The following is a 20,489-nucleotide window of genomic DNA, read 5'->3' as shown; positions in this document are numbered from 1 at the left end:
AGCTAACTATATAAGCGGTTAGCCCTTACCGAGTCAAAGCAATAGCAATTGATGACAATACGGTCAGACCGAGATGCCTTAACCTGTTTAATTGGGAAGTAGAAAATACTGTCTAACGAATGAGGCTGGCATCATGCGAATATCATCAGGGTAACGGATAGAATCCGACGAAACACCGAATGTAGAGCTGCTGTCAGATCCACTGTTGTCAGCGCTAGCTATTGTTGACAAAAGAGGGAGTCCATGTAGCCTTGTTAAGGGGTGAGCAACGCAATACCGATGCCACCGCATGCCGCCTTAGCCACTAAAACCAACGCATAGTAAAAATGCCAAGCGTGCCGAATCACTCTTAAATTGTTTGATACTCATTGAGCCTCCTCCGCCGACTTAGCCTCTCGACTAAGCTGGAAGGCGACGAAACCAAAACGGAGAAGACTCTATGAGATTCTATAACAAGCAGCATAACTATTACTGTGGCATTGATCTGCATGCTCGCCTACTTTACGTCTGTATTCTCGATTCACTTGGCAATAAAGTTCTGCACAAGAAGATTGATGCTGATCCCGATGCGCTACTTGAGTTAATTACGCCTTATCAAGATAACATCGTCATCGGTGTAGAGTGCATGCATTGCTGGTATTGGGTAAGCGATCTTTGCCTCGATTACGCATTTGACTTTGTACTCGGTCATGCTCTCTACATGAAAGCGATTCACGGTGGTAAAACTAAGAACGATCGTATTGATTCATACAAAATTGCTTCTCTGCTTCGTGGAGGTAACTTCCCTATTGCGTATGTTTACCCCAAAGCAATGCGGGCAACACGAGATTTACTGCGACGAAGAACTAAAATCATGCGTCATGGTGCTGATTTGAAAGCCCATGTCTCCAATACATTTAGCCAGTACAACCTCCAAAACCCCAATGTGCAATTACGCTATCCTTGTGCTCGTGAGCAAGTGCGTAATCAGTTCGGTGAACCCTCAATCAATCGAAGTATCGACATGGATTTAAATGTCATCACTTTTTACACCAAGGAGCTGGCGAGTGTAGAACACTTTATAGAGAAAACCGCCAAGCAACATAGCGCTCAAGATTATCAACTCATTCAAACCGTGCCTGGTATTGGCCGCATTCTCGCCCTCACCATCTTGTATGAAATTGGGAATATCGAACGCTTCCCGTCGGTACAGAACTTCGCTTCTTACTCACGACTAGTCAAATGCAAAGCCGAATCGGCGGGTAAACAAAAAGGAACGAATGGCAACAAGATTGGTAACGCTTATTTAAAATGGGCGTTCTCTGAAGCCGCGGTTCTCTATTTACGTGGCAATGAACCCGCGAAGAAATACATTCAACGCCTGCAAAAACGTATGAGCAAAGCCAAGGCGCTGTCGGCGCTTGCTCATAAATTAGGTCGATGTGTCTACTTCATGTTGAGGAACAAAACGGTATTTGATGAAAAGCGATTTTTACCTGAATAAGTCGCACAATGAAGTGAGCTGAACGTCTAACTGGTGCTGAGTAAGAACACGTTACTGACACAAGTTTAGTGGGATTTAAGCCCGATCAAGTCAGTTGTGTCAGGCAGTCCAAGCCCTCTTGCTTTGATTAGCCACTTCATTGGTGCGCACCCATAATATACCAACGAACAGCAAAGTTGCTTACACCTAGACTGAGCCTGAAGATAACTGGAAAACAACGACCTTGGAAAGCCATTGTTTAGCCTTCTTTTTGAATAGCGCCAGTCAGGGTTAACCGATAAATGTCTAGTGACCCTATGAAAAGCCATAGGCAGCGGAGAGACCGCAATAAGAGATCCTCTATATGTGTTTGTCGTAAGCAATGCTCGATGACCGAAATGACAAAGCGAAGTAGATAACTTTGTTGTTCGAGAAGGGTTGGCTGCTAACGCAGCCAAAGGAACAGTATTGTCTATTGACAGGCAGAAGGCTCATATGTGTTATGTGCAAACTTCCGACAAGTGCTTGATTTCTCTTACTTCGTGACTTAACTGCACAATCTTACCTGTAGGATTAAACCAGATAGCTTGGATACCTGCCGTGATTGCTGGCTCAATATCTTTGTCGTATGAATCGCCAACCATAATCACTGACTTACAATCGACGTTTAAGGTAGAAATAATTCGATGGAAGAAGTCCGGTGTACCTTTACCAATGCCAAGGTTAGCTTTGCAAAAATAGCCTGAGATAAAAGGAGATAAGCCCACTCGTTCAAAAGCCAACTTGATATCACTTTCTGTTGAGTCAGCGGCATTGGTAGCAACATAGATTTGATTTTGTTTCGATAGTGCCTCTAGGGTTTGAAGAGCACCATTTACAGCTTGGATATTTACCCAATCACACATTTTCCCAATTTGATCTGGGAAATCGATCATCAACGTATCCCCCCAATCGAATAAGTACACTTTGCTCATTTTGCCTCCTTGCACATAACGCCCAATTAAGTAGCCCGAAACGCTCTGGCTCACTTTCCGCATTCCTCGGTAACACAAAACTCGACGCAAACCAAAATCGCCGAGCGTTGAGGGTCTGCTTGAATTGTTTGTTATGTGAATTCTCGATTGAAACGCCGAACTTTTGTACGCATATTTTTCATAGGTGATGATGTATTAAACTGAATCATGCGCCCCAAAGTCCATTGTTCATACCACGCAACACCATACAAATCATGGTCACTTAAGCTTGAAATGAGTAAAAGTATCTCGTTAACTGTAGATTCAAGCTCAATGAGTAAATCATCATATTTCCACTCACAGTACTCTTCGTGGAAGCTTTCAGCGAGTGAGCCTAATTGGTTCCATTTATAACCAGTTTCCGGGAAATCAACATGTTGGTTTTGAGATCTTAAGTGATGCCATTTAAGAACGAGTTTTCCCCAACCAATCAAGTAAGCCACTGTATCACTAACGCTAATGACTGTACCTTTGACGTTTCCCTCTACTCCAGGTTTGCGAGCTTTGCTTTCCGGAATTGAACGATAGTCAGCCATGAGTTTCGGAAATATTGAGTTTATAGCCAACTCCAATTCATCCTTACTTCTTGGCACAGAAGACATTTTGACCTCCATTCACATAACGCCCTGTTAAGGTGTGAGCAACGCAATACCGACGCCGCCGCATACCACCTTAATCACTAAAACCAACGCATGGCAAAAGTGCCACGCGTTGCGAATCACTCTTAAACAGATTGTTAGTTTTCCGGTTCAGCAAACTTCAAGATATCCTTGTAATTATTTACAACAATATCGATAGAATTATCGTCGTGATAAACTCGATAAAGCTTCCCATTTTCACCATCATTCACATTGATAAAGTATGGATCACCAGAGCCACACAAACAGCAAGCGACAGCTATGTACCCAGATTTAACGACGTTAATACCCGGATAATAGTGGCTAGTTTCATCATCAATCTCCGAGCGAGCAAAGACCTTAAAATCAGCACCTAACCCAGACAAATCAAAATCATCTGGGATCTCAAATGACTTATTGCTCAAATTGTTCTTGGATATAAAATCTAACCAATAATCAGGAATATATACCACTGCAAACTCCAAAAGAAAACTAACGCCCGGCTAAGGGGCTGACAACGCATAACAACCAAACTCAAACACAACAACTGCAACCACCGCAGCTCAATAGGACTGGAAACGCCGCGCGTTGACAGTCCCTCTTTAGCCGTTTGTTAGGCGATTTTTGGCTGTAAATTCAAAAGCTATCGGTATTAACTTGCCTTGCTCGTTAACCCAAACGTTATTTGTGAATTGGTAAACTTTACCGTCTACGCGCAACGAAAAAACACCCTGCTCTTTTAGCTGGAATGTTACGTCTGGAGTATCAGTAATTAGGAATGCACTAGGCAACTTCTCTGATTCATTCGACTTTACGTAAAAATAGTAACTAAATCCTGTAGTAGCACCACCTGCATTATTTCTATAACCGATCAAAGTCTGCGTATCAGACAACGGTACTTTTATAACCTCTTTATCAAGCTCAACTCTAGGCTCAAGCAAGTAGCCAACTAATATTGTGACTAGAACACCAATCAATACTAGGCTAATAGCCTTTACTTTTTGCATATTCAATACCTAGTGCTATATAACGTTGATCGTTTGGATCATCTCCAAATGGTTGATCGCTCCAACAACTACCCCAGCTATCAGCTGAAGTACCCGCCTTCATTTGAGCACAACCAGCAGCTCTTAACAAAACTTCTTCTGGAATGCCACCTGCATAACCAACTGCCCCATAATGAAAATTACCGAAATTTTCAAACGGGCCATTTTGTTTATAATCCCACGGGCCTTTATTTCTAACCTGTTCATAAAACCAATAGAAATCAGTTGGGCCAACAATGCGGCCAAACTTTTGCTTTATCATTTTCATATTGGCATCAACTGACACACCTTGGGGTGCAGTTGGGTATATTGACATTTTGACCTCCGATTTTCGCCTAACGCTTATTAGCAGGCAAAGTGCACTACTAATCGGTTTATACGTTGCATGCTTAATCGCTCACTATTTCAAAATACTATCACATAATAGTATGAAAGTAATGGATTAATTGGTTGAGCTTGTGTCGGCTACTTCGCAATTAGGCGGCAAAGTGTCGACTAATTATTGAAACAGTGCGAATAGAAGAGGACTGTACATAACATCAGTCGAATCACTGTCGGGGTCTAGGTTGAAAAGTCAGTTTTTGCTTAGCGTAAAAGAGCACATGTATGCTCGCCATTATTCGGCCAAAACCATCGAGGCCTACTTACTGTGGATCACAAAATACATCGTCTTTAACGGCAAGGTTCATCCCTCAAAGTTAAATGAACAGCACGTAGAAGACTTTTTAACCTACCTCGCGGTCGAGAAAAACGTCGCCGCTAAAACACAGGCCTTGGCACTCAATGCTGTCTGTTTCCTCTATCGTGACTATTTTCGAACTCCCCTTTCTGTCGAGATGAAGTTCCAAAAATCTTCGCTAGATCGAAAACTCCCCATTGTTCTCACAAAGCAGGAAGTTCGTCGCTTCTTTAACCAACTAGACCCACGCTATCGACTGCCCATTATGCTGCTCTATGGGTCTGGTTTACGTGTAATGGAGTGCGTCCGCCTGCGGGTCCAAGATATCGATTTCGATTACAAGGCTCTACGCGTCTGGCAAGGGAAAGGAGGCAAAAATCGCATCGTCACTTTGGCCGTTGAAGCCATTCCACTGCTAAGAGAACAGCAAAGCCTCGCATTGCGATATTACAAAAAAGACATTCACTCGGCGGGTTATGCTGGTGTGCACATTAGCCCTTCCCTACAAAGAAAGTTCCCGCAGGCAGAGTTAGATTTTAATTGGCACTTTTTATTCCCTTCTCATCGCTTAACAGCCGATCCTTACTCCGGAGAGCTGCGGAGACATCATATTAATGCAACGTCGATACAGAGAGCCGTAAAGCGCACGGCAATAGAAGCGGGCATAAAAAAGGAGAGCCTAAGCTCCCCTTTTCTTAATCCTAATCACTAACTCTAATTAAAGAGCAGCTTTCGCCTTTTCAACTAGAACTGCAAATGCAGCTTTGTCGAATACCGCGATGTCAGCAAGGATCTTACGGTCGATCTCGATAGATGCTTTCTTAAGACCGTTGATGAAACGGCTGTAAGATAGACCATTTTGACGAGATGCAGCGTTGATACGTGCAATCCATAGTTGACGGAATTGACGTTTCTTGTTGCGACGGTCACGGTAAGCGTATTGACCAGCTTTAGTAACTGCTTGGAAAGCTACGCGGTAAACACGTGAACGCGCACCGTAGTAACCTTTAGCTTGTTTTAGAACTTTCTTATGACGTGCACGAGCTTGTACACCACGTTTTACGCGAGGCATTATGCTTCTCCTAAACTAAACGATTAATAAACTAAAAAGAATTATGCGTATGGTAGCATACGAATTACTGCAGCCACTTCACACTTAGGAAGGATTGCATTTGGACGTAGCTGACGCTTGTTCTTAGTAGTACGCTTAGTCAGGATGTGACGTTTTGTAGCGTGCTTGTACTTAATACCACCAGCAGTTTTCTTAAAACGCTTAGCAGCACCTTTGTTGGTTTTCATCTTAGGCATGATGAATAACTCCGCATTGTTGAGTTGTATAAACAATAGTAATTAGGGCGAACAAACCCCGCCGTTTTAACAACGGCAGGGTTAATTACTTGCAAAGCCGTTAATTACTTCTTCTTAGGGGCAAGAACCATGATCATTTGACGACCTTCGATCTTCTTAGGGAAAGATTCTACTAAAGCGATTTCAGCAGTGTCTTCCTTCAGACGATTTAGAACGTCAACACCGATCTCTTGGTGTGCCATTTCTCGGCCACGGAAGCGAATTGTTACCTTCACTTTGTTGCCTTCTTCAAGGAAACGCGTCAGGTTGCGTAGTTTTACCTGATAGTCTCCAATATCAGTTCCAGGACGGAATTTTACTTCCTTAATCTGAACCTGTTTTTGCTTTTTCTTCTGCTCTTTAGCAGATTTGCTCTTCTCAAAGAGGAATTTACCGTAGTCCATTACACGACATACTGGTGGCTCAGCGTTTGGACTGATTTCTACCAGATCCATGCCTGCTTCTTCAGCTGCTGCTACTGCTTCTTGAATAGAAACGACACCAACTGATTCGCCATCAGCGCCAGTTAAACGAACTTCACGAACGCCACGAATTTCACCGTTTAAACGATGAGCATTTTGTTTGGCCGGTACTTGGCCGCGTCTTCCGCCTTTAATAGTTTATTCCTCCAGATTGAGCTTACGGGTAGAGATCTCGTCTTGGATGTAGGAAATAAAATCATCCACTTTAAACTTACCGAGGTCTTTACCTTTACGAGTACGTACTGCGATTTCACCAGCTTCCATTTCTTGGTCGCCACAAACAAGCATATACGGTACACGCTTCAAAGTATGTTCGCGGATTTTAAAGCCAATCTTCTCATTTCTCAAGTCCGCTTTAGCTCTAATTCCACATTTTTGTAGTTTTTGTGCCACTTCCTGAACATAATCTGACTGTTTGTCAGTGATATTCATGATTACAGCCTGTTCTGGCGATAACCAAGTTGGGAAGAAGCCGTAGTATTCTTCGATCAAAATACCGATGAATCGCTCTAGTGAGCCCAGAATCGCACGGTGAATCATCACTGGCACTTGGCGCTCATTATTTTCATCCACGTAGGTAGCGCCTAGACGACCCGGTAGGTTGAAGTCTAGCTGAACTGTACCACATTGCCATGCGCGGTCTAGACAGTCATGCAGCGTGAATTCAATCTTAGGTCCGTAGAATGCACCCTCGCCTTCTTGAATTTCGTATGGAATATCCATCGCTTCAAGAGATTGCTTCAGCGCTTCTTCAGATTGATCCCAGATCTCATCCGAACCAACACGTTTTTCAGGGCGAGTAGATAGCTTAACTACGATGTTTTCGAAACCAAAAGTTTGGTATGTATCGTAAACCATCTTGATACAGCTAGTCACTTCTTCTTGAATCTGGCTTTCAGTACAGAAGATGTGAGCATCATCCTGAGTGAAACCACGAACACGCATAATGCCGTGTAGCGCGCCTGATGGCTCGTTACGGTGACATGAACCAAACTCAGCCATGCGAAGTGGCAGATCACGGTATGATTTCAGGCCTTGGTTAAAGATCTGAACATGACCCGGGCAGTTCATCGGCTTAAGTGCGTAGTCACGGTTTTCAGAAGAGGTAGTGAACATTGCTTCTGCGTACTTGTCCCAGTGACCAGAACGTTCCCACAGAACACGATCCATGATAAGTGGACCTTTTACTTCTTGGTAACCGTACTCTGTTAGTTTCGAACGAACGAATACTTCTAGGTCACGGAAAATAGACCAACCATTGTGATGCCAGAACACCATACCAGGTGCTTCTTGCTGCATGTGGAATAGGTCTAATTGCTTACCGATTTTACGGTGGTCGCGCTTCGCCGCTTCTTCTAAACGAGTTAGGTGAGCTTTAAGCGCTTTTTTATCGTGGAATGCAGTACCGTAGATACGTTGCAGCATCTTGTTGTCACTGTTACCACGCCAGTAAGCACCAGCTACGTTAAGTAGCGTGAAATGCTGACAAAAACCCATATGTGGAACGTGTGGACCACGACACATATCGACATATTCTTCGTGATGGTATAAGCCTGGACGATCATCACGTGCAACGTTTTCGTCCAAGATTTCCATCTTGTATGTTTCACCGCGAGCTTCAAATGCATCGCGTGCTTCCTGCCAGCTGACCTTTTTCTTGATCACTTGGTACTTAGTCTTTGCCAACTCGTGCATACGCTTTTCAATCTTTTCAAGATCTTCTTGCGTGAGTGAGTGCTCTAAGTCGATATCGTAGTAGAAACCGCTATCGATAGTTGGACCAATCGCCATTTTCGCTTCAGGGAAAAGTTGCTTGATCGCATGACCTAGCAAGTGAGCGCATGAGTGGCGTACGATTTCCAGACCATCAACTTCATCTTTTACTGTGATGATTTCTAGGCTTGCGTCTTGTTCAATAAGATCACAAGCGTCAACACGATTACCATCTACACGTCCAGCAATGGTTGCTTTCGCAAGACCAGGACCGATAGATTGAGCAACATCAAGAGTAGAAACTGGGTTGTCAAATTGACGCTGACTGCCGTCAGGAAGAGTAATAATAGGCATTTAACTGTCCTTTACAGTGGTGTTGCACACCAAGCAACACGTGTATTTAAAACGTATCTTTAACTAGAAAATCAAGGCGTTAAAGACAAGAGGATTTGTCCTTTTATATGCAAATACGGATGCACAACTCAGGAACGAGCAAGCATTGTAACGGATTAGCGTGAAATAACAATCGAAGTCACAGAAATGGCTGAAAAAAGTTCGATTATTAGTCAGAAAGCCAATTATTGAGAACCGTACGAGAGTGGTGCACCACATCACTCGCCAACAAGCCAATTTGGCCTTCTTGATGTGCCAGTTCATCTGCCGCCGCGCTATGGAGCAGCACTCCCACTTTCGCGGCATTAACCAAGCTAAGACCTTGTGCAAGCATCGCAGCGATGATCCCTGTTAGTACATCGCCCATTCCACCTGTTGCCATACCTGCATTACCCGCATAACAGACAAAGATATCCGTCTCGTCGCAAACCAAGGTACCAGCGCCCTTTAGGACGACGACACCGCCAAACTTCGCTTGCAACTCTCGCACTGCCGAGAATCGATCTTGCTCCACTTGCTTGACACCGCATTGCAGTAATCTTGCGGCTTCTCCAGGATGCGGTGTGATAATTCGTAACGGATCCCGATGGCAGTCAAACGCCAACAGGTTGAGTCCATCGGCATCAACGATTTTGGGTTTGTCGACACAGACCGTTGCTCGATAAATTTCTTGCGCCCACTCATCCTTACCTAACCCTGGGCCAATCGCTATGACATCAGCCTCTGATATCGCGTGGTGCAAAGTATCGTGTTGATGGTTCCAAGCTTGAGTCATCACCTCAGGACAACTGACCTGAAGAGCGATGCTGGAATGGGCATGGCATAGTGCTCTAATCAACCCAGCTCCATTACGTGCGGCGGCGCTCGCACATAATCTTATCGCACCAGCAAACCCTTCATTGCCCCCCAAACAAAGCAAGCGCCCATGATGCCCCTTATGGGCTGTGGGTTTGCGACGCGGCAATACGTCACGCATCTCATCGATATCGAGCAGAGAGCTAGACGCTTTTTCACACTGACGAAATTCTCCGTCTACCCCCAATCCTGCGAAGTGGATTTGCCCTGTTACCTCACGCGCCTGTCCCGTCATCAAACCCTGTTTTACACCGATAAACGTTATGGTGTGATTGGCGCGTATCGCTTTGCCGAGCACACGTCCCGTATCGCTACACAGACCTGACGGAAGATCAATTGATAAGGTAGGCAGATCAAGATGATTTACGCGCTCAATCTGATTCTGGAGTGGTAGTCGAACATCGCCCGAAAGCCCCGTCCCCAGCAAACCATCCACCACCACGTCAACATCGAGCCTCTCTAGGTCAAGAGACTCAAGAGAGGTAAACTCTCCGCCGCAGTTCAGCCACTCTTGCTTAGCCTTCAGCGCATCCCCCGCGAGCTTGGACTCGTCCCCGTATAGCGCTACGGTGACGTTCATGCCATCCGCTTGAGCGAGTTTGGCCACAACGAAACCATCTCCACCATTATTGCCACTACCAACGAGTATCAACAAACGTGAGGCTTGAGGATAGAATCGCTTGAGCAAGTCATAAGCCGAACCGCCCGCACGTTGCATCAAGGTGTACATCTCTACGCCGGCGAGTTGCGCAGCACGTTGTTCGCCTCGTTTAACTTGTTGGCCAGTAAAAAGTGAACTAGGGATAGAGAGTTTCATAGTGTGTATCTTGGCTGAAATCGACTCTATAGCTTAGACAACAACGCCAAGGAGTTCCTTGGCGTTGTTGGCAAATTATTGATTTATTGACACCAGAGCTTCTGCGGTCGCGTCTTGAATTGAAAGAAACAAGGATCGGATTTCCCCTGTTGGGGTTCGCATCGGATTAAGCGTGATGTTCTGGTACATAAAATCTGCTTGCTGAGTCACTGGGCGTACGTTGCGGCACTTAAACAAGTAAGGGCGTTGTTGCCAAGTGATAAAGCTTCGACAGCCTAAATCATAGACTGGTTTGGTTTTCAATCTGAACCACTCCTGAGGAATTTCAGGGAAGAGCTCAAACAAGGACTTACCTATCGCATCATGTGCTTGTACACCACTATGATGAGTCATGAAGCCGTTCCAAACCTGAACGTTATGATCTTTGTCGAGAACGACCAGTCCTAAGTCGACATTCTGTACCATGTCGACCATCCAATGGAATTGCTCAAATTCAGCTGGAAGATTTAACATCAGAAGTCCTCCATCAAATAAGCGAGTTTGTTATCTAGCAACGGCAAAGACTCGTCGACAAACATAAACAACAAATCACAACGAATTGAAGTGCCATCAATGTTGTAGCTGACTTCAAATGTCATGGTTTTCTTAAACGATCCTGAAGTGGAAGAAATGACCGAATCGATAGAAATATGCTGCCCCAGCAGGACGGGTGAGCTTTGGAAAAAACGCACTTCTGCTTGTTGGCCAAGGCCATTGAGAAAAGAGCCCACGAGTATGTTTGACACATCCATAAGCAGTTCCAGCTCTTCGAGCTCTTCACTATCAGCGGGAACTTTCATCAATTTCTTGAGATCAGAAACACTCGAATCACTAAGTAAAACTAACGCTTCTCCGGCAATCCCCTCACCACTAAAGCCTTGGCAAACACCAGAAACCTGATCGTTTTCGGCGAGATCTCGCAACGCCATGTGAAGTTCACTCACTTCAAAAATATTGACGTTGGGTAGCGGTAAGTGAACAAACACATCGAAATGTCGCGCAAGCGCATCAGCAGCGCGGCCAATCGCGACGTTAGCGACCTCCATATAGACATCTCGACGACGCAAAATGGGTAGCTCGATGGAAACGGGCGTCACAATCCGAGGTTGAGTAACGGGTTCAACCAACTGTTTAAGAACGCTATTGAGGATATCTTTATCTATGGGCTTTTGGACAAATGCCTTAGCACCAAGAGACATCACTCGTTCTTTAGCTTTAGGTTGAATATCACCAGATACCACCACTACGGAGATATCGATGTTTCGATTCGCAATTTCCTCTAACGTACCAAAACCATCCAACTCAGGCATGGTCAGATCGAGAAACATTAATTTAAATTCTTGCTTTTCCAGCTGTTCCAGAGCGTCTAAGCCGTGCACAGCAAAGGAAATGTCAGCATTTAGCGAAGCAGGCAGTGAGCGAGCCATTTGCTTTCTCGCTAAAGCGGAGTCATCGCATATAAGGACGGGAAAAGTCATGCGTACACCTACTCCTCTATTGGTTGTTGTAACAATCACAGTGTAGCAGACCACCGAGTTACCAAATACAGTGCATTGATGCTTTATTAGCCAAACAGTTACGAAAAAAATTAATTAGCAACATTTTAATGGTAGACCACGTGAAAATTGGCGCTCTACAAATGCACTCACATTGCTAAAAATAGTTTAGCTGACTCAGTTGCTGGGTGACTAAATCTTGCCGCTCGATGAGAAAACGTATCGAGTTAGGAGAGAGAAGAAGAGAAGTGGCGAATTTAAGACCAAAAAGCCTTCCGAAGAAGGCTTTGACGATTGGCTATTTAGCCATACGAATGAGTGATTTACCAATTAACCACTCCAGCTCTTTCGCACTACCCTCACCGAATTGTGTTTCAGCCATCTTGTACAAGCGGTCAATGCCATTGCTTGCAAACTCGTGTGTGCTCTGAGATGTAACAATATGGTGAAAAAGCAAGCGAAGGATGGCACGAAACTCTTCATTATCCAACGCTGCGATCCAACTAGATGAAAAGGCATCCAACCCATTATCGAACTCTACGTGGTCAACAAACATCTTGAAGATTCGACCATCTAGTGCGGCGGTGAAATCGGTCTTCTTCGGAAAATGGTGGCTGATGCCGGTTCTCGAAACACCAGTTTGCTGGCTCAGTGTGGTGTACGACATTTTGTCATAACCGAGACGCAAAAGCTGATCAACAACCGCATCCATGATTTTCTGAATCGTGATTTCGGTATCTTCTTTACTACGCTTTGGCATGTTCAGGCTCTTCTCTCTGTAAATCCGTCTAAACTCATATTGAGTCAATTATTGACGCCAAGTGACTAGCTTTCACTTCAACCCGTCATGTAACAATAGAAACCATGTCTCTTATGAAACACAAAGATCAAACAACGGCTAAACCGCATGAACTACCTAATTGTTGTGCAAGCTAAATATTTATAGAGACACTTTGTGTGTTTCTATAACCCACAAGGCATTATTTTTTTTTAATATAATTGTGAGCTATCGATAATCTTACAAATTGTTAGTTCTGACAACGAAATGAATGGCATTCTGACAAGATAATGACACGTATTTTCGTCATTAGTTGATCTACCTCACGGTCAAACAAGAACTATTATCGAACAAAAGATTAAAAATTACTCAACTGTCAACATATCATGCTGCGCTTACACTGAAACCTGACACAGTGCTTTTTATGGATAAACATCAAATAACTCGCTAATATAGCCACATTATTTGTAGGAGGATGTCTAAATGAGCACCGAACAAGATCAAGTATGCGAGGCATGTGGCTGCGCAGGCGAAATGGGTTTCATCATTAAAGAAGGCGATGATGTTGCTGAAGTAACCATCTATGCAGCAGGTAAAACCCTTTTAGAAGCTGAGCTAAACAAGTACATTCAACTCGCTCAGCAAGTGTGCGCGAATGTAGAGCACGAAGTAACGCCAATTGATGACGAGTCATCAGAGTTAACCGCTCGTTTTAAATTTGAAGTGAGTGCAGAGAAACTGATTTTTGAGTTAAAAACTCGATCGCTAGCACGATAATCAGTGATTTATTCTTTATAAAACGGGCGCTTGTGCCCGTTTTTTTGACTTTGCTTGTCATTGTCATTGACCTGCTCTAGCCTAGAACTCATAGTGACCTAAAAGTAACTCATCTACTGGCTATGATTCGCAACCCACTTTACTTAATCCCATTGCTCTGCTCGCTGTGTTTTGTTGCCTACGCACAACCACTCGACCAGTTCCGTATTCTCAATCATCTCGACAACTACGGTAATCTGGATTTGCGTAATAAACCCTATACCGAGCTTCCCGCAGGACTTGTTGTCCAAGGCAATCTCAACATCGCAAAAACCCAAATTCAACATCTTCCGCAAGGAATGGATATCCAAGGCAGTTTAGATGCCTCCAACAGTGGCTTAAAGAAATTGTCAAAAGGGATTAATATTCGTGGATTTGCTAACCTGATCGGTTCCCAAATTACTCGTTGGCCCAGTGGGGTGAAAGTCGGCGGCTATATTAATTTAACTGATACACCAGTCACCTCTCTTCCTCCACGATTCAGAGTAAAAGGCGATCTCAGTGTCATACGTACGCCACTCGAATCACTTCCAGAGGGCTTAACAGTCGAAGGGAATTTGTATATAGGCGGTTCGAAGATCACTCAGTTTCCCGAAACGATGACGGTAAAAGGGAATATTTTCCTTGGTGGCAATCGCATTACTAAGTGGCCAACAAACTTAACGTTGGGTGGAGCCGTTGCTCCCTAGCCTCAGCCAATAAAAAAGCCCCATGCAGAACATGAGGCTTTAAAAACTCAACGCCTAGCCACTATGGGCGGTTCTTTACTGGGTTGGCATAACTGGCAACCAAATAAGGCTGGGCATCCTTTGGTAGTAAGTTCAACTTTTCGGCAAACGTCTTTTTGACCTGTTCATCCACTTGTTCATTGCCCGCAGCAAGCTCATTGATTGGGAATAGCTTGTAGTTAGCATGAATCTGACGATCAATTTCTTGAGCCAGTGCTTCAGGTGTTTCAAAGTCCTGCTCAATCACATCACCAAATGCGACATGCACGTGTCCTTTATCGCCAACAATACCTTGGATAATGCTTTCAATATCTTCAAACTCGCCTTTCTCGTAACTGCCGACAGAATCTTTAGCATGCAACTCGATGGCTTTCGCAATATCACATGGGTCGTTTTCGTAAGAGATAGAAACTGGAACAATTTTTAGCGTCTTGATGTAGTCAGGAAATGAGAGCTTGAGCTTTCGACCTTCGACATGGAACATTTTTAAGATTGCTGGATCGGTAAAATCGTTACCATCTTTTGCGCGGCCTTCTTTCTGAGCGATCCAGATTGAGTGACCAGTATCCAAAGAGTGTTTGATATACCCAGACAAAGTACCGAGGGCCTTCATCATTTCGCGAGGGCCTTTGGCTGAACGTTTAACAATAAAGCTTTTGTTGAGCTTCATCAGCTCAGTCGCACAAGGCTTTTTCAGCAGGTTGTCACCGATAGCAATACGGACTGTCTTATGGCCATTCTTGAACAGACCATAGTTAACCAGAGCAGGGTCCATCGCGATATCACGATGGTTAGAAACAAACAGGTAAGCCTGCTCTGTGTCTAAATTATCCAGACCACTGTAAGTCACGCCTCGTGTTGTGGACTTAAGGGTTTGATCTAGATACTTCTTAACCTCAAGTTGTATGGTCTCAACCGACTTGAGCTTGGACCATTTCATCTTCAGGTATATCTTAACCACTGGCGACATTAAGGTTTTAAACCAACCAGCGTGGTTTGAAAAGCGGTGCTGTAAAATCGCACTGATGAATTCTTCATTATTAACTAAGCGGTCAATTGCCGCGGGAATTTCATCGTCATTGTAAGGACGAATCTCAATAAAAGGGTCTGTGTTTGTCGTCATTATTCTGTTCGTTAGGTAAAAAGCCGCACTATTCTACGCTGAGAAATGGTTCTTAGCAGCTACAGTTCTCGCAGAATCGGCAAGGTCAGACCAGACTCTTTAGCAGAATCGGCAAGGTCAGACCAGACTCTTTATCGGAAATTGGGCGATACCTTCCACAAAGTTGGCTTTTTTAACAATAAGCGTTAATCTTAGCGCCCCTTTACCGATGAGCGACACCATGCACTACGCAATCTCTTTCCAATCTGAGCTATACGACTTCCTTGTTTCTACATCACGAAAAAAGCTGCTGAAACATCAGCTTATTTGCGTTGAGAAGGGATTGGCATTGGTTAAACTCGGTAAACAAGAATATGCAGTAGAAGCGGGACAATCTTTCTGGTTACCTTTCGACGCCCTGACAGCGATAACTTATACGCCGAAAACCCTCGTTCGTTCTGTACAAGTGTCGTCGCGTGTCACGTCTCAATTACCTAAGCAAGGTGGATATGTTGAGCTCAATGAGTTAATGGCAGCCGTGCTTAATCGACTCGCAACACTCGTCGCCAACCGCGAGGCACAACTCGACTTGCTGGCGGTTTTACGCCAAGAACTCACCTCTTTAAAACCGGTTCTAAAAGAGAGCAAACTCAGCCAGAAAATCAATCACTGGAAAGTGAATCAAACTTCTTCATTAGCCAATGAACTCCAATTAGTCCTAACGGTTAGAGAGGCATGTAAGCAGATGAAGTCTGGTAAAAAACGCGCACAAGTTGTCTCGACGCTATTTGATGGTAACGAATCGTTGTTGACAGGATTAGAGAAAACCATACTCGGCCTTTAACTGATAGAAAAGTTTTAGTTTTTTCTGGCTGAATACTCATTTCATAACTATAGATCTATAAATAAAGAGTTTATCTATAGAGATGAGGATCATGAAATGAAATTTAGCCATAAGATTGTGGCCGCTTCGTCTGTCCTGCTTTTAGCGACTGTTACACTTCTGACTCTTCAGCAATACTATATTGTTCGAAGTGAAGTGAAATCTCAGGTTACTTCTAGCGTCACCGAAATCGTTAACGGTGTCCGAGACACGACCGCATCTGAAATTAATGCTCGTAAAGCGATAGCCTCTTATGCCACAAGTATGCTTGAGCTTGACCTTTCACCTGACGCTATTTCCGAGGTTATCACCCGACCTGTGATAAAAGAGACTTTCCTCCTTGCTGGGTTAGGGTTTGAAAGCGACGGTTCACACATAGGTAATGAAGCATCATGGGACCCTGGTGCAGGTTGGGATCCCCGTGTCAGACCATGGTATATTGACGCAAAAAACTCTGGAAAGCTCATCATTACCGCGCCATACGCAGATTCAGGCACGGGTGAAATACTGGTTTCGATCGCCACCCCAGTGCGAGATAACGGTAAATTTATTGGTGCGATATTTTATGACGTGAGCTTGGCCGCACTCGCTGAACTGGTTAACAAGGTCGATCTGTTTAACGCGGGGTACGTGTTTATCGTCTCTGGTGATGGCACAACCATTGCGCACCCAACGACAGCGTTAAATGGTAAGCCTATGAAAGAGTACTTAGGCGATACACAGATTAAAGACCAACCCCAAGAAACCATTATCGATGGTAAAGAGTACACTCTCGACTTCGCCAAAGTGCCCGGCGAAGATTGGTATATTGGTGTAGTACTTGATGAAGAGATCGCATATCAATCTCTTGCTGACCTGAGAAACAGCTCCATCATCTACACGGTGATTGCCTTGGTTATCAGTATCGTCATCCTTTTGGTTTTGATCAAAACATTGATGCGCCCTCTCGATTCGCTCAGCGATGCCATTCAGGACGTAGCTTCTGGTCAAGGGGATCTGACGCAACGTCTTGATACCAAGACTGACAAAGAGTTCTCTATCCTCGCCAGTGGGTTTAACGATTTTACCAGCCAGCTCCAGCAACTGATTACTCAGTCTAAAGCGATCGGTTCTGAAATTTTGCGAGGTTCAGAAATGACTTCTGTCGGCTTGCAAGAATCGGCTTCAGCACTGCAAGACCAACTTCACGAACTGGAACAGTTGGCCACCGCGATGCATGAAATGGCCACCACGTCAGGCGATGTCGCCAACAATGCTCAAGGGGCTGCGGCTGCGGCAAAAGAAGCCGATGATGCAACCAGTATCGGGACATCTGTTGTCAGCGAAACAACCAGTGCTATCGACAATCTTTCTCAGAAAATTGATGAGGCGGTCGAGGAAGTTAAAGTCCTAGAATCTGCAACAGACAACATTGAAACCATACTCAAAGTCATTAATGACATCGCAGACCAAACAAACTTGCTGGCACTCAACGCAGCGATTGAGGCGGCTCGCGCCGGTGAATCGGGGCGTGGTTTTGCGGTCGTGGCTGATGAAGTTCGCACGCTCGCGCAACGAACTCAGGAATCTACCACGGAAATCCGTAACATGATTGAGCAATTACAGGCAGGGGCAACGTCTGTGTCGAATGCCATGAATATGAGTAAAACAACCGCTAGCACCGCTGTCGAGAGAGCTCAGGAGGCCAACAGAGCACTCGAAAGCATTCGCGATGCCATTCAGCGAATCAGTGACATGAACATTCAGATCGCTTCAGCCGCCGAAGAGCAAAGCTTAGTCGCCGAAGAGATAAACAACAACACAGTGAAGATCAAAGACTTGTCCACTCAGGTTGCAGAAGCCGCAAATAATGCCAACATTGCCATGCAAGCTCAAACCGAAAACATTCGCGAACAAGACAGTATTTTGAACAAATTTACCGTCTAATCTCAACCCAGAAAAAGTAAGGCGCACCGTAACTGGTGCGCCTATTGTATTAATCCGTAATTAACATCCGTGCGCTTTGTGCTGGTACATCTAGATGACAGATGCCAGCCTTAGAAAGGAACGTCTGCTTTGTCAGCAGATCAATCCAAGTTGCGCTGCTGCTTAGTTCAACGGTTTTAGCTCTGACCGATTTATTGAGAATAACCATACCTTCTTCTCCTCGAGCGAAGACCAGTAGATCATCACCAGCCTCAATCATGGTCATCGGTTTAGCGTGCATACGATTGTGGAAATCAATTGCTGCAAGCATCTGCGGATCATTCCACGTATTAAGCCAACGCGGTTGCTGATCTTTGCCATGAATGCCACTGGTATTCAGATCGGTATAAATAAGCGGAACACCACCATCTCGTCCCAACAGATAGCAATAAGCCAACCATTCTTGCGCTTGGGTCATCACCAAATTCGCAAACACATCGTTATTGGGTATGTCATGAGTAATTGCGAACGTGATCGCTCGCGTCTCAGAGAGTGCCTGACCAAAACAGTACGGGTCGACCAGACTCTTCATACTGCCCTTTGGCTGCAATGCGTCATACAAGGTTTGAAACAGTGGAAAATCGTAAGCCCCTAGCCGCGTCTGAGCCAGATATGGCTCGAGGAACAGCTCATACTCTGGCTGAGTAGCGCCACCGCTAGTAATGATTTCGCCGAAGATATGTATGTCCTGACAAATTTCATCAGTCCATACCTGTTTAAGATGTTCTAGCGTCATATGTTTCGCAGCGTCAATGCGAAACCCCTTCACTCCGAGTTTCTTCAAAGCCTTTAAGTAAGACTGCTGCTGCGAGATGACATTGGTACACACACGTAACGTGGGTAAACCTGGGTCGCTAGGGCCACTCGTAATGCGTCCATTTTGTACTTGCCAACGATCTTGCCAATCTTCAATACCAAATGCCTCAACAAAATCATCATGGTTAAACAGTGGCTTAGAGAGATCTCCAAACAAACGTTGATTTTGATAGTACTCTTTGTTGGCTTGGTAGTCGTCTAGGTCGGTAGTCGATGGATACTGTAGATCGTTACGCACTGACGATTCGTTCGCCATATGATTGAAGACCACATCCGCATAGATGCCAATCCCATGCTGTTTGAGGGCATTAAGCATCGACTTAAACTGTTGAGAATTGCCCAATTGATTATCAATAACACGATAGTCTTGAGGCTGATAGCGTTGCCACCACTTTGTCCCCTGCGGTTTTTTTAACGACTTCATTGGCGGGGAGACCAAAACATACTTATAGCCCGCTTGCTGAATTTGGCGAGCTCTTTGTTCAACTAGAGGATAAGGCCAGTCAAACGCATGCAAAATTACATCTGTCGCGTGAGCAGTTAACATCACGATTTCCTTAACAATATACCTAGTAAAAGCTAGGCGTCATCATTGATTTCGCTATCCTATCAAAACAGGACAGGCCACGACTTCAGCCTCAAGCCATTTTTTAACGTAGTAGTAACTGGGCGTAGAGCTGTTCAAATTGCGAAGTAATGCTCAAATCTTATCATTAAGCTCTCTATAATTATTGATAGCAGTAGTAGAAGGACGTTGAGATGAACAAAATTCGAATAGACATCGTTTCAGATGTCGTTTGCCCATGGTGTATTATCGGTTACAAACGACTCGAGCATGCTCTTGTCAGTCTCAGTGAGAGTATTGAAGCTGAGATCCACTGGCATCCGTTCGAATTGAATCCCGCAATGGGCACCGAAGGCCAAAACCTGCGTGAGCACTTACACGAAAAATATGGCATATCTGAAGAAGCCAGTATTGCGGCACGAGAGACCCTTACTCAGCTTGGCCGAGAAGTGGGTTTTAAGTTTAACTTTTATGATGGGATGAAAATCTACAACACCCGTAAAGCACATCAGTTATTGATGTGGTCACAGAGTGAAAATAAACAGTTTGAACTTGAAATGGCATTGTTTGAAGCCTATTTCTCAGGTGCAAAAGATGTCAGCGATCCACAAGTGTTGATTGAATGTGCTCAGTCCGTAGGACTAGATATCGAGCTGGCGGGTAACATCCTCAATGATGAAAGTTGGGCGCAAGCCGTTGCGTCAACAGAGCAGCAGTGGCTTGAAGCAGGGATTAACGCAGTTCCAGCAATTATCATTGATAGAAAGCATCTCATTTCAGGAGCACAAACCAGCGAGCTGCTCACTTCGGCACTAGAGAAAATCACCAAGGGTGAAAGCAATGAGGGTGACGAAATCGGAAAATAGGGCTCGATTGT

22 protein-coding genes are annotated in these 20,489 nt (G+C 44.6%); 7 read left to right on the top strand and 15 right to left on the bottom strand.

The window, feature by feature from the left end:
* The first annotated feature begins 439 nt into the window (after positions 1-439).
* Positions 440-1,483, top strand: coding sequence for an IS110 family transposase (locus tag ACQEXR_RS06160; protein WP_427019960.1), 1,044 nt, complete (start codon positions 440-442; stop codon positions 1,481-1,483).
* Between the two features lie 479 nt (positions 1,484-1,962).
* Here the strand turns inward: ACQEXR_RS06160 and ACQEXR_RS06155 are convergent, their stop codons facing one another.
* From ACQEXR_RS06155 to ACQEXR_RS06135, 5 genes are all read right to left on the bottom strand, one after another.
* Positions 1,963-2,436, bottom strand: a complete 474-nt coding sequence (locus ACQEXR_RS06155; RefSeq protein WP_427019959.1) for an HAD family hydrolase — start codon at positions 2,434-2,436, stop codon at positions 1,963-1,965.
* A 131-nt stretch (positions 2,437-2,567) separates the two neighbouring features.
* A complete protein-coding gene (locus tag ACQEXR_RS06150; RefSeq protein WP_427019958.1) occupies positions 2,568-3,077 on the bottom strand; it encodes a ClbS/DfsB family four-helix bundle protein in 510 nt (169 codons plus the stop codon).
* A 134-nt stretch (positions 3,078-3,211) separates the two neighbouring features.
* Positions 3,212-3,565 carry a hypothetical protein gene (locus tag ACQEXR_RS06145; protein WP_427019957.1) on the bottom strand — a complete coding sequence of 118 codons (354 nt, stop codon included), beginning with the start codon at positions 3,563-3,565 and terminating at the stop codon, positions 3,212-3,214.
* A 129-nt stretch (positions 3,566-3,694) separates the two neighbouring features.
* Entirely contained in the window at positions 3,695-4,099 is a 405-nt protein-coding gene (locus ACQEXR_RS06140; RefSeq protein WP_114780100.1) for a hypothetical protein, read from the bottom strand.
* The gene (locus ACQEXR_RS06135) at positions 4,077-4,454 is read right to left on the bottom strand and encodes a polymorphic toxin type 44 domain-containing protein (RefSeq protein ID WP_053037639.1); all 378 of its coding nucleotides are present in this window, start codon (positions 4,452-4,454) and stop codon (positions 4,077-4,079) included. The genes ACQEXR_RS06140 and ACQEXR_RS06135 overlap by 23 nt, the downstream gene beginning before the upstream one ends.
* 250 nt (positions 4,455-4,704) lie before the next feature.
* Between ACQEXR_RS06135 and ACQEXR_RS06130 the strand changes: the two genes are divergently transcribed.
* A complete protein-coding gene (locus ACQEXR_RS06130; RefSeq protein ID WP_427019956.1) occupies positions 4,705-5,529 on the top strand; it encodes an integron integrase in 825 nt (274 codons plus the stop codon).
* A gap of 6 nt (positions 5,530-5,535) precedes the next feature.
* Here ACQEXR_RS06130 and rplT read toward each other — a convergent pair whose 3' ends face one another.
* From rplT to ACQEXR_RS06090, 8 genes are all read right to left on the bottom strand, one after another.
* Positions 5,536-5,889, bottom strand: a complete 354-nt coding sequence (gene rplT, locus ACQEXR_RS06125) for a 50S ribosomal protein L20 (protein WP_004401084.1) — start codon at positions 5,887-5,889, stop codon at positions 5,536-5,538.
* Between the two features lie 41 nt (positions 5,890-5,930).
* Positions 5,931-6,125 carry a 50S ribosomal protein L35 gene (rpmI, locus tag ACQEXR_RS06120; protein WP_005377932.1) on the bottom strand — a complete coding sequence of 65 codons (195 nt, stop codon included), beginning with the start codon at positions 6,123-6,125 and terminating at the stop codon, positions 5,931-5,933.
* A 104-nt stretch (positions 6,126-6,229) separates the two neighbouring features.
* A complete protein-coding gene (infC, locus tag ACQEXR_RS06115; RefSeq protein ID WP_269375890.1) occupies positions 6,230-6,781 on the bottom strand; it encodes a translation initiation factor IF-3 in 552 nt (183 codons plus the stop codon).
* 3 nt (positions 6,782-6,784) lie between these two features.
* A complete protein-coding gene (gene thrS / locus ACQEXR_RS06110) occupies positions 6,785-8,713 on the bottom strand; it encodes a threonine--tRNA ligase (RefSeq protein WP_426952621.1) in 1,929 nt (642 codons plus the stop codon).
* Positions 8,714-8,921: 208 nt separating this feature from the next.
* Positions 8,922-10,424: an NAD(P)H-hydrate dehydratase gene (locus ACQEXR_RS06105; RefSeq protein ID WP_427019955.1), complete on the bottom strand. Its 1,503-nt coding sequence runs from the start codon at positions 10,422-10,424 to the stop codon at positions 8,922-8,924.
* Between the two features lie 75 nt (positions 10,425-10,499).
* Positions 10,500-10,937: a PAS domain-containing protein gene (locus ACQEXR_RS06100; RefSeq protein ID WP_138973241.1), complete on the bottom strand. Its 438-nt coding sequence runs from the start codon at positions 10,935-10,937 to the stop codon at positions 10,500-10,502.
* On the bottom strand, positions 10,937-11,941 hold the full coding sequence (locus ACQEXR_RS06095; protein ID WP_138973240.1) for a response regulator: 1,005 nt from the start codon (positions 11,939-11,941) through the stop codon (positions 10,937-10,939). Before ACQEXR_RS06095 ends, ACQEXR_RS06100 begins: the two co-directional genes overlap by 1 nt.
* Before the next feature lie 316 nt (positions 11,942-12,257).
* Entirely contained in the window at positions 12,258-12,719 is a 462-nt protein-coding gene (locus ACQEXR_RS06090) for a TetR family transcriptional regulator (protein WP_138973239.1), read from the bottom strand.
* A gap of 501 nt (positions 12,720-13,220) precedes the next feature.
* Here ACQEXR_RS06090 and ACQEXR_RS06085 point away from each other — a divergent pair.
* Both ACQEXR_RS06085 and ACQEXR_RS06080 read left to right on the top strand, forming a co-directional pair.
* Complete coding sequence (locus tag ACQEXR_RS06085; RefSeq protein ID WP_138973238.1) at positions 13,221-13,514, top strand: YfcZ/YiiS family protein; 294 nt, start codon at positions 13,221-13,223, stop codon at positions 13,512-13,514.
* Between the two features lie 122 nt (positions 13,515-13,636).
* Complete coding sequence (locus tag ACQEXR_RS06080) at positions 13,637-14,242, top strand: hypothetical protein (protein WP_427019954.1); 606 nt, start codon at positions 13,637-13,639, stop codon at positions 14,240-14,242.
* A 61-nt stretch (positions 14,243-14,303) separates the two neighbouring features.
* On the opposite strand, the gene ACQEXR_RS06075 is transcribed toward ACQEXR_RS06080, so the two are convergent.
* Positions 14,304-15,404, bottom strand: coding sequence for a 1-acyl-sn-glycerol-3-phosphate acyltransferase (locus ACQEXR_RS06075; protein ID WP_427019953.1), 1,101 nt, complete (start codon positions 15,402-15,404; stop codon positions 14,304-14,306).
* A 220-nt stretch (positions 15,405-15,624) separates the two neighbouring features.
* On the opposite strand from ACQEXR_RS06075, the gene ACQEXR_RS06070 reads away from it, so the two are divergent.
* On the top strand, positions 15,625-16,227 hold the full coding sequence (locus tag ACQEXR_RS06070; RefSeq protein WP_427019952.1) for an AraC family transcriptional regulator: 603 nt from the start codon (positions 15,625-15,627) through the stop codon (positions 16,225-16,227).
* Between the two features lie 96 nt (positions 16,228-16,323).
* Positions 16,324-18,192: a methyl-accepting chemotaxis protein gene (locus ACQEXR_RS06065; protein WP_426952616.1), complete on the top strand. Its 1,869-nt coding sequence runs from the start codon at positions 16,324-16,326 to the stop codon at positions 18,190-18,192.
* A gap of 49 nt (positions 18,193-18,241) precedes the next feature.
* Here the strand turns inward: ACQEXR_RS06065 and ACQEXR_RS06060 are convergent, their stop codons facing one another.
* Complete coding sequence (locus ACQEXR_RS06060; protein ID WP_427019951.1) at positions 18,242-19,594, bottom strand: alpha-amylase family protein; 1,353 nt, start codon at positions 19,592-19,594, stop codon at positions 18,242-18,244.
* Between the two features lie 212 nt (positions 19,595-19,806).
* Between ACQEXR_RS06060 and ACQEXR_RS06055 the strand changes: the two genes are divergently transcribed.
* The gene (locus tag ACQEXR_RS06055; RefSeq protein ID WP_427019950.1) at positions 19,807-20,478 is read left to right on the top strand and encodes a DsbA family oxidoreductase; all 672 of its coding nucleotides are present in this window, start codon (positions 19,807-19,809) and stop codon (positions 20,476-20,478) included.
* The last annotated feature ends 11 nt before the right edge of the window (positions 20,479-20,489 follow it).

The organism is Vibrio sp. TRT 2004 (genome assembly GCF_050113735.1).
Lineage (GTDB): Bacteria > Pseudomonadota > Gammaproteobacteria > Enterobacterales > Vibrionaceae > Vibrio.
This window is presented reverse-complemented; position numbering and strand designations above follow the sequence as displayed.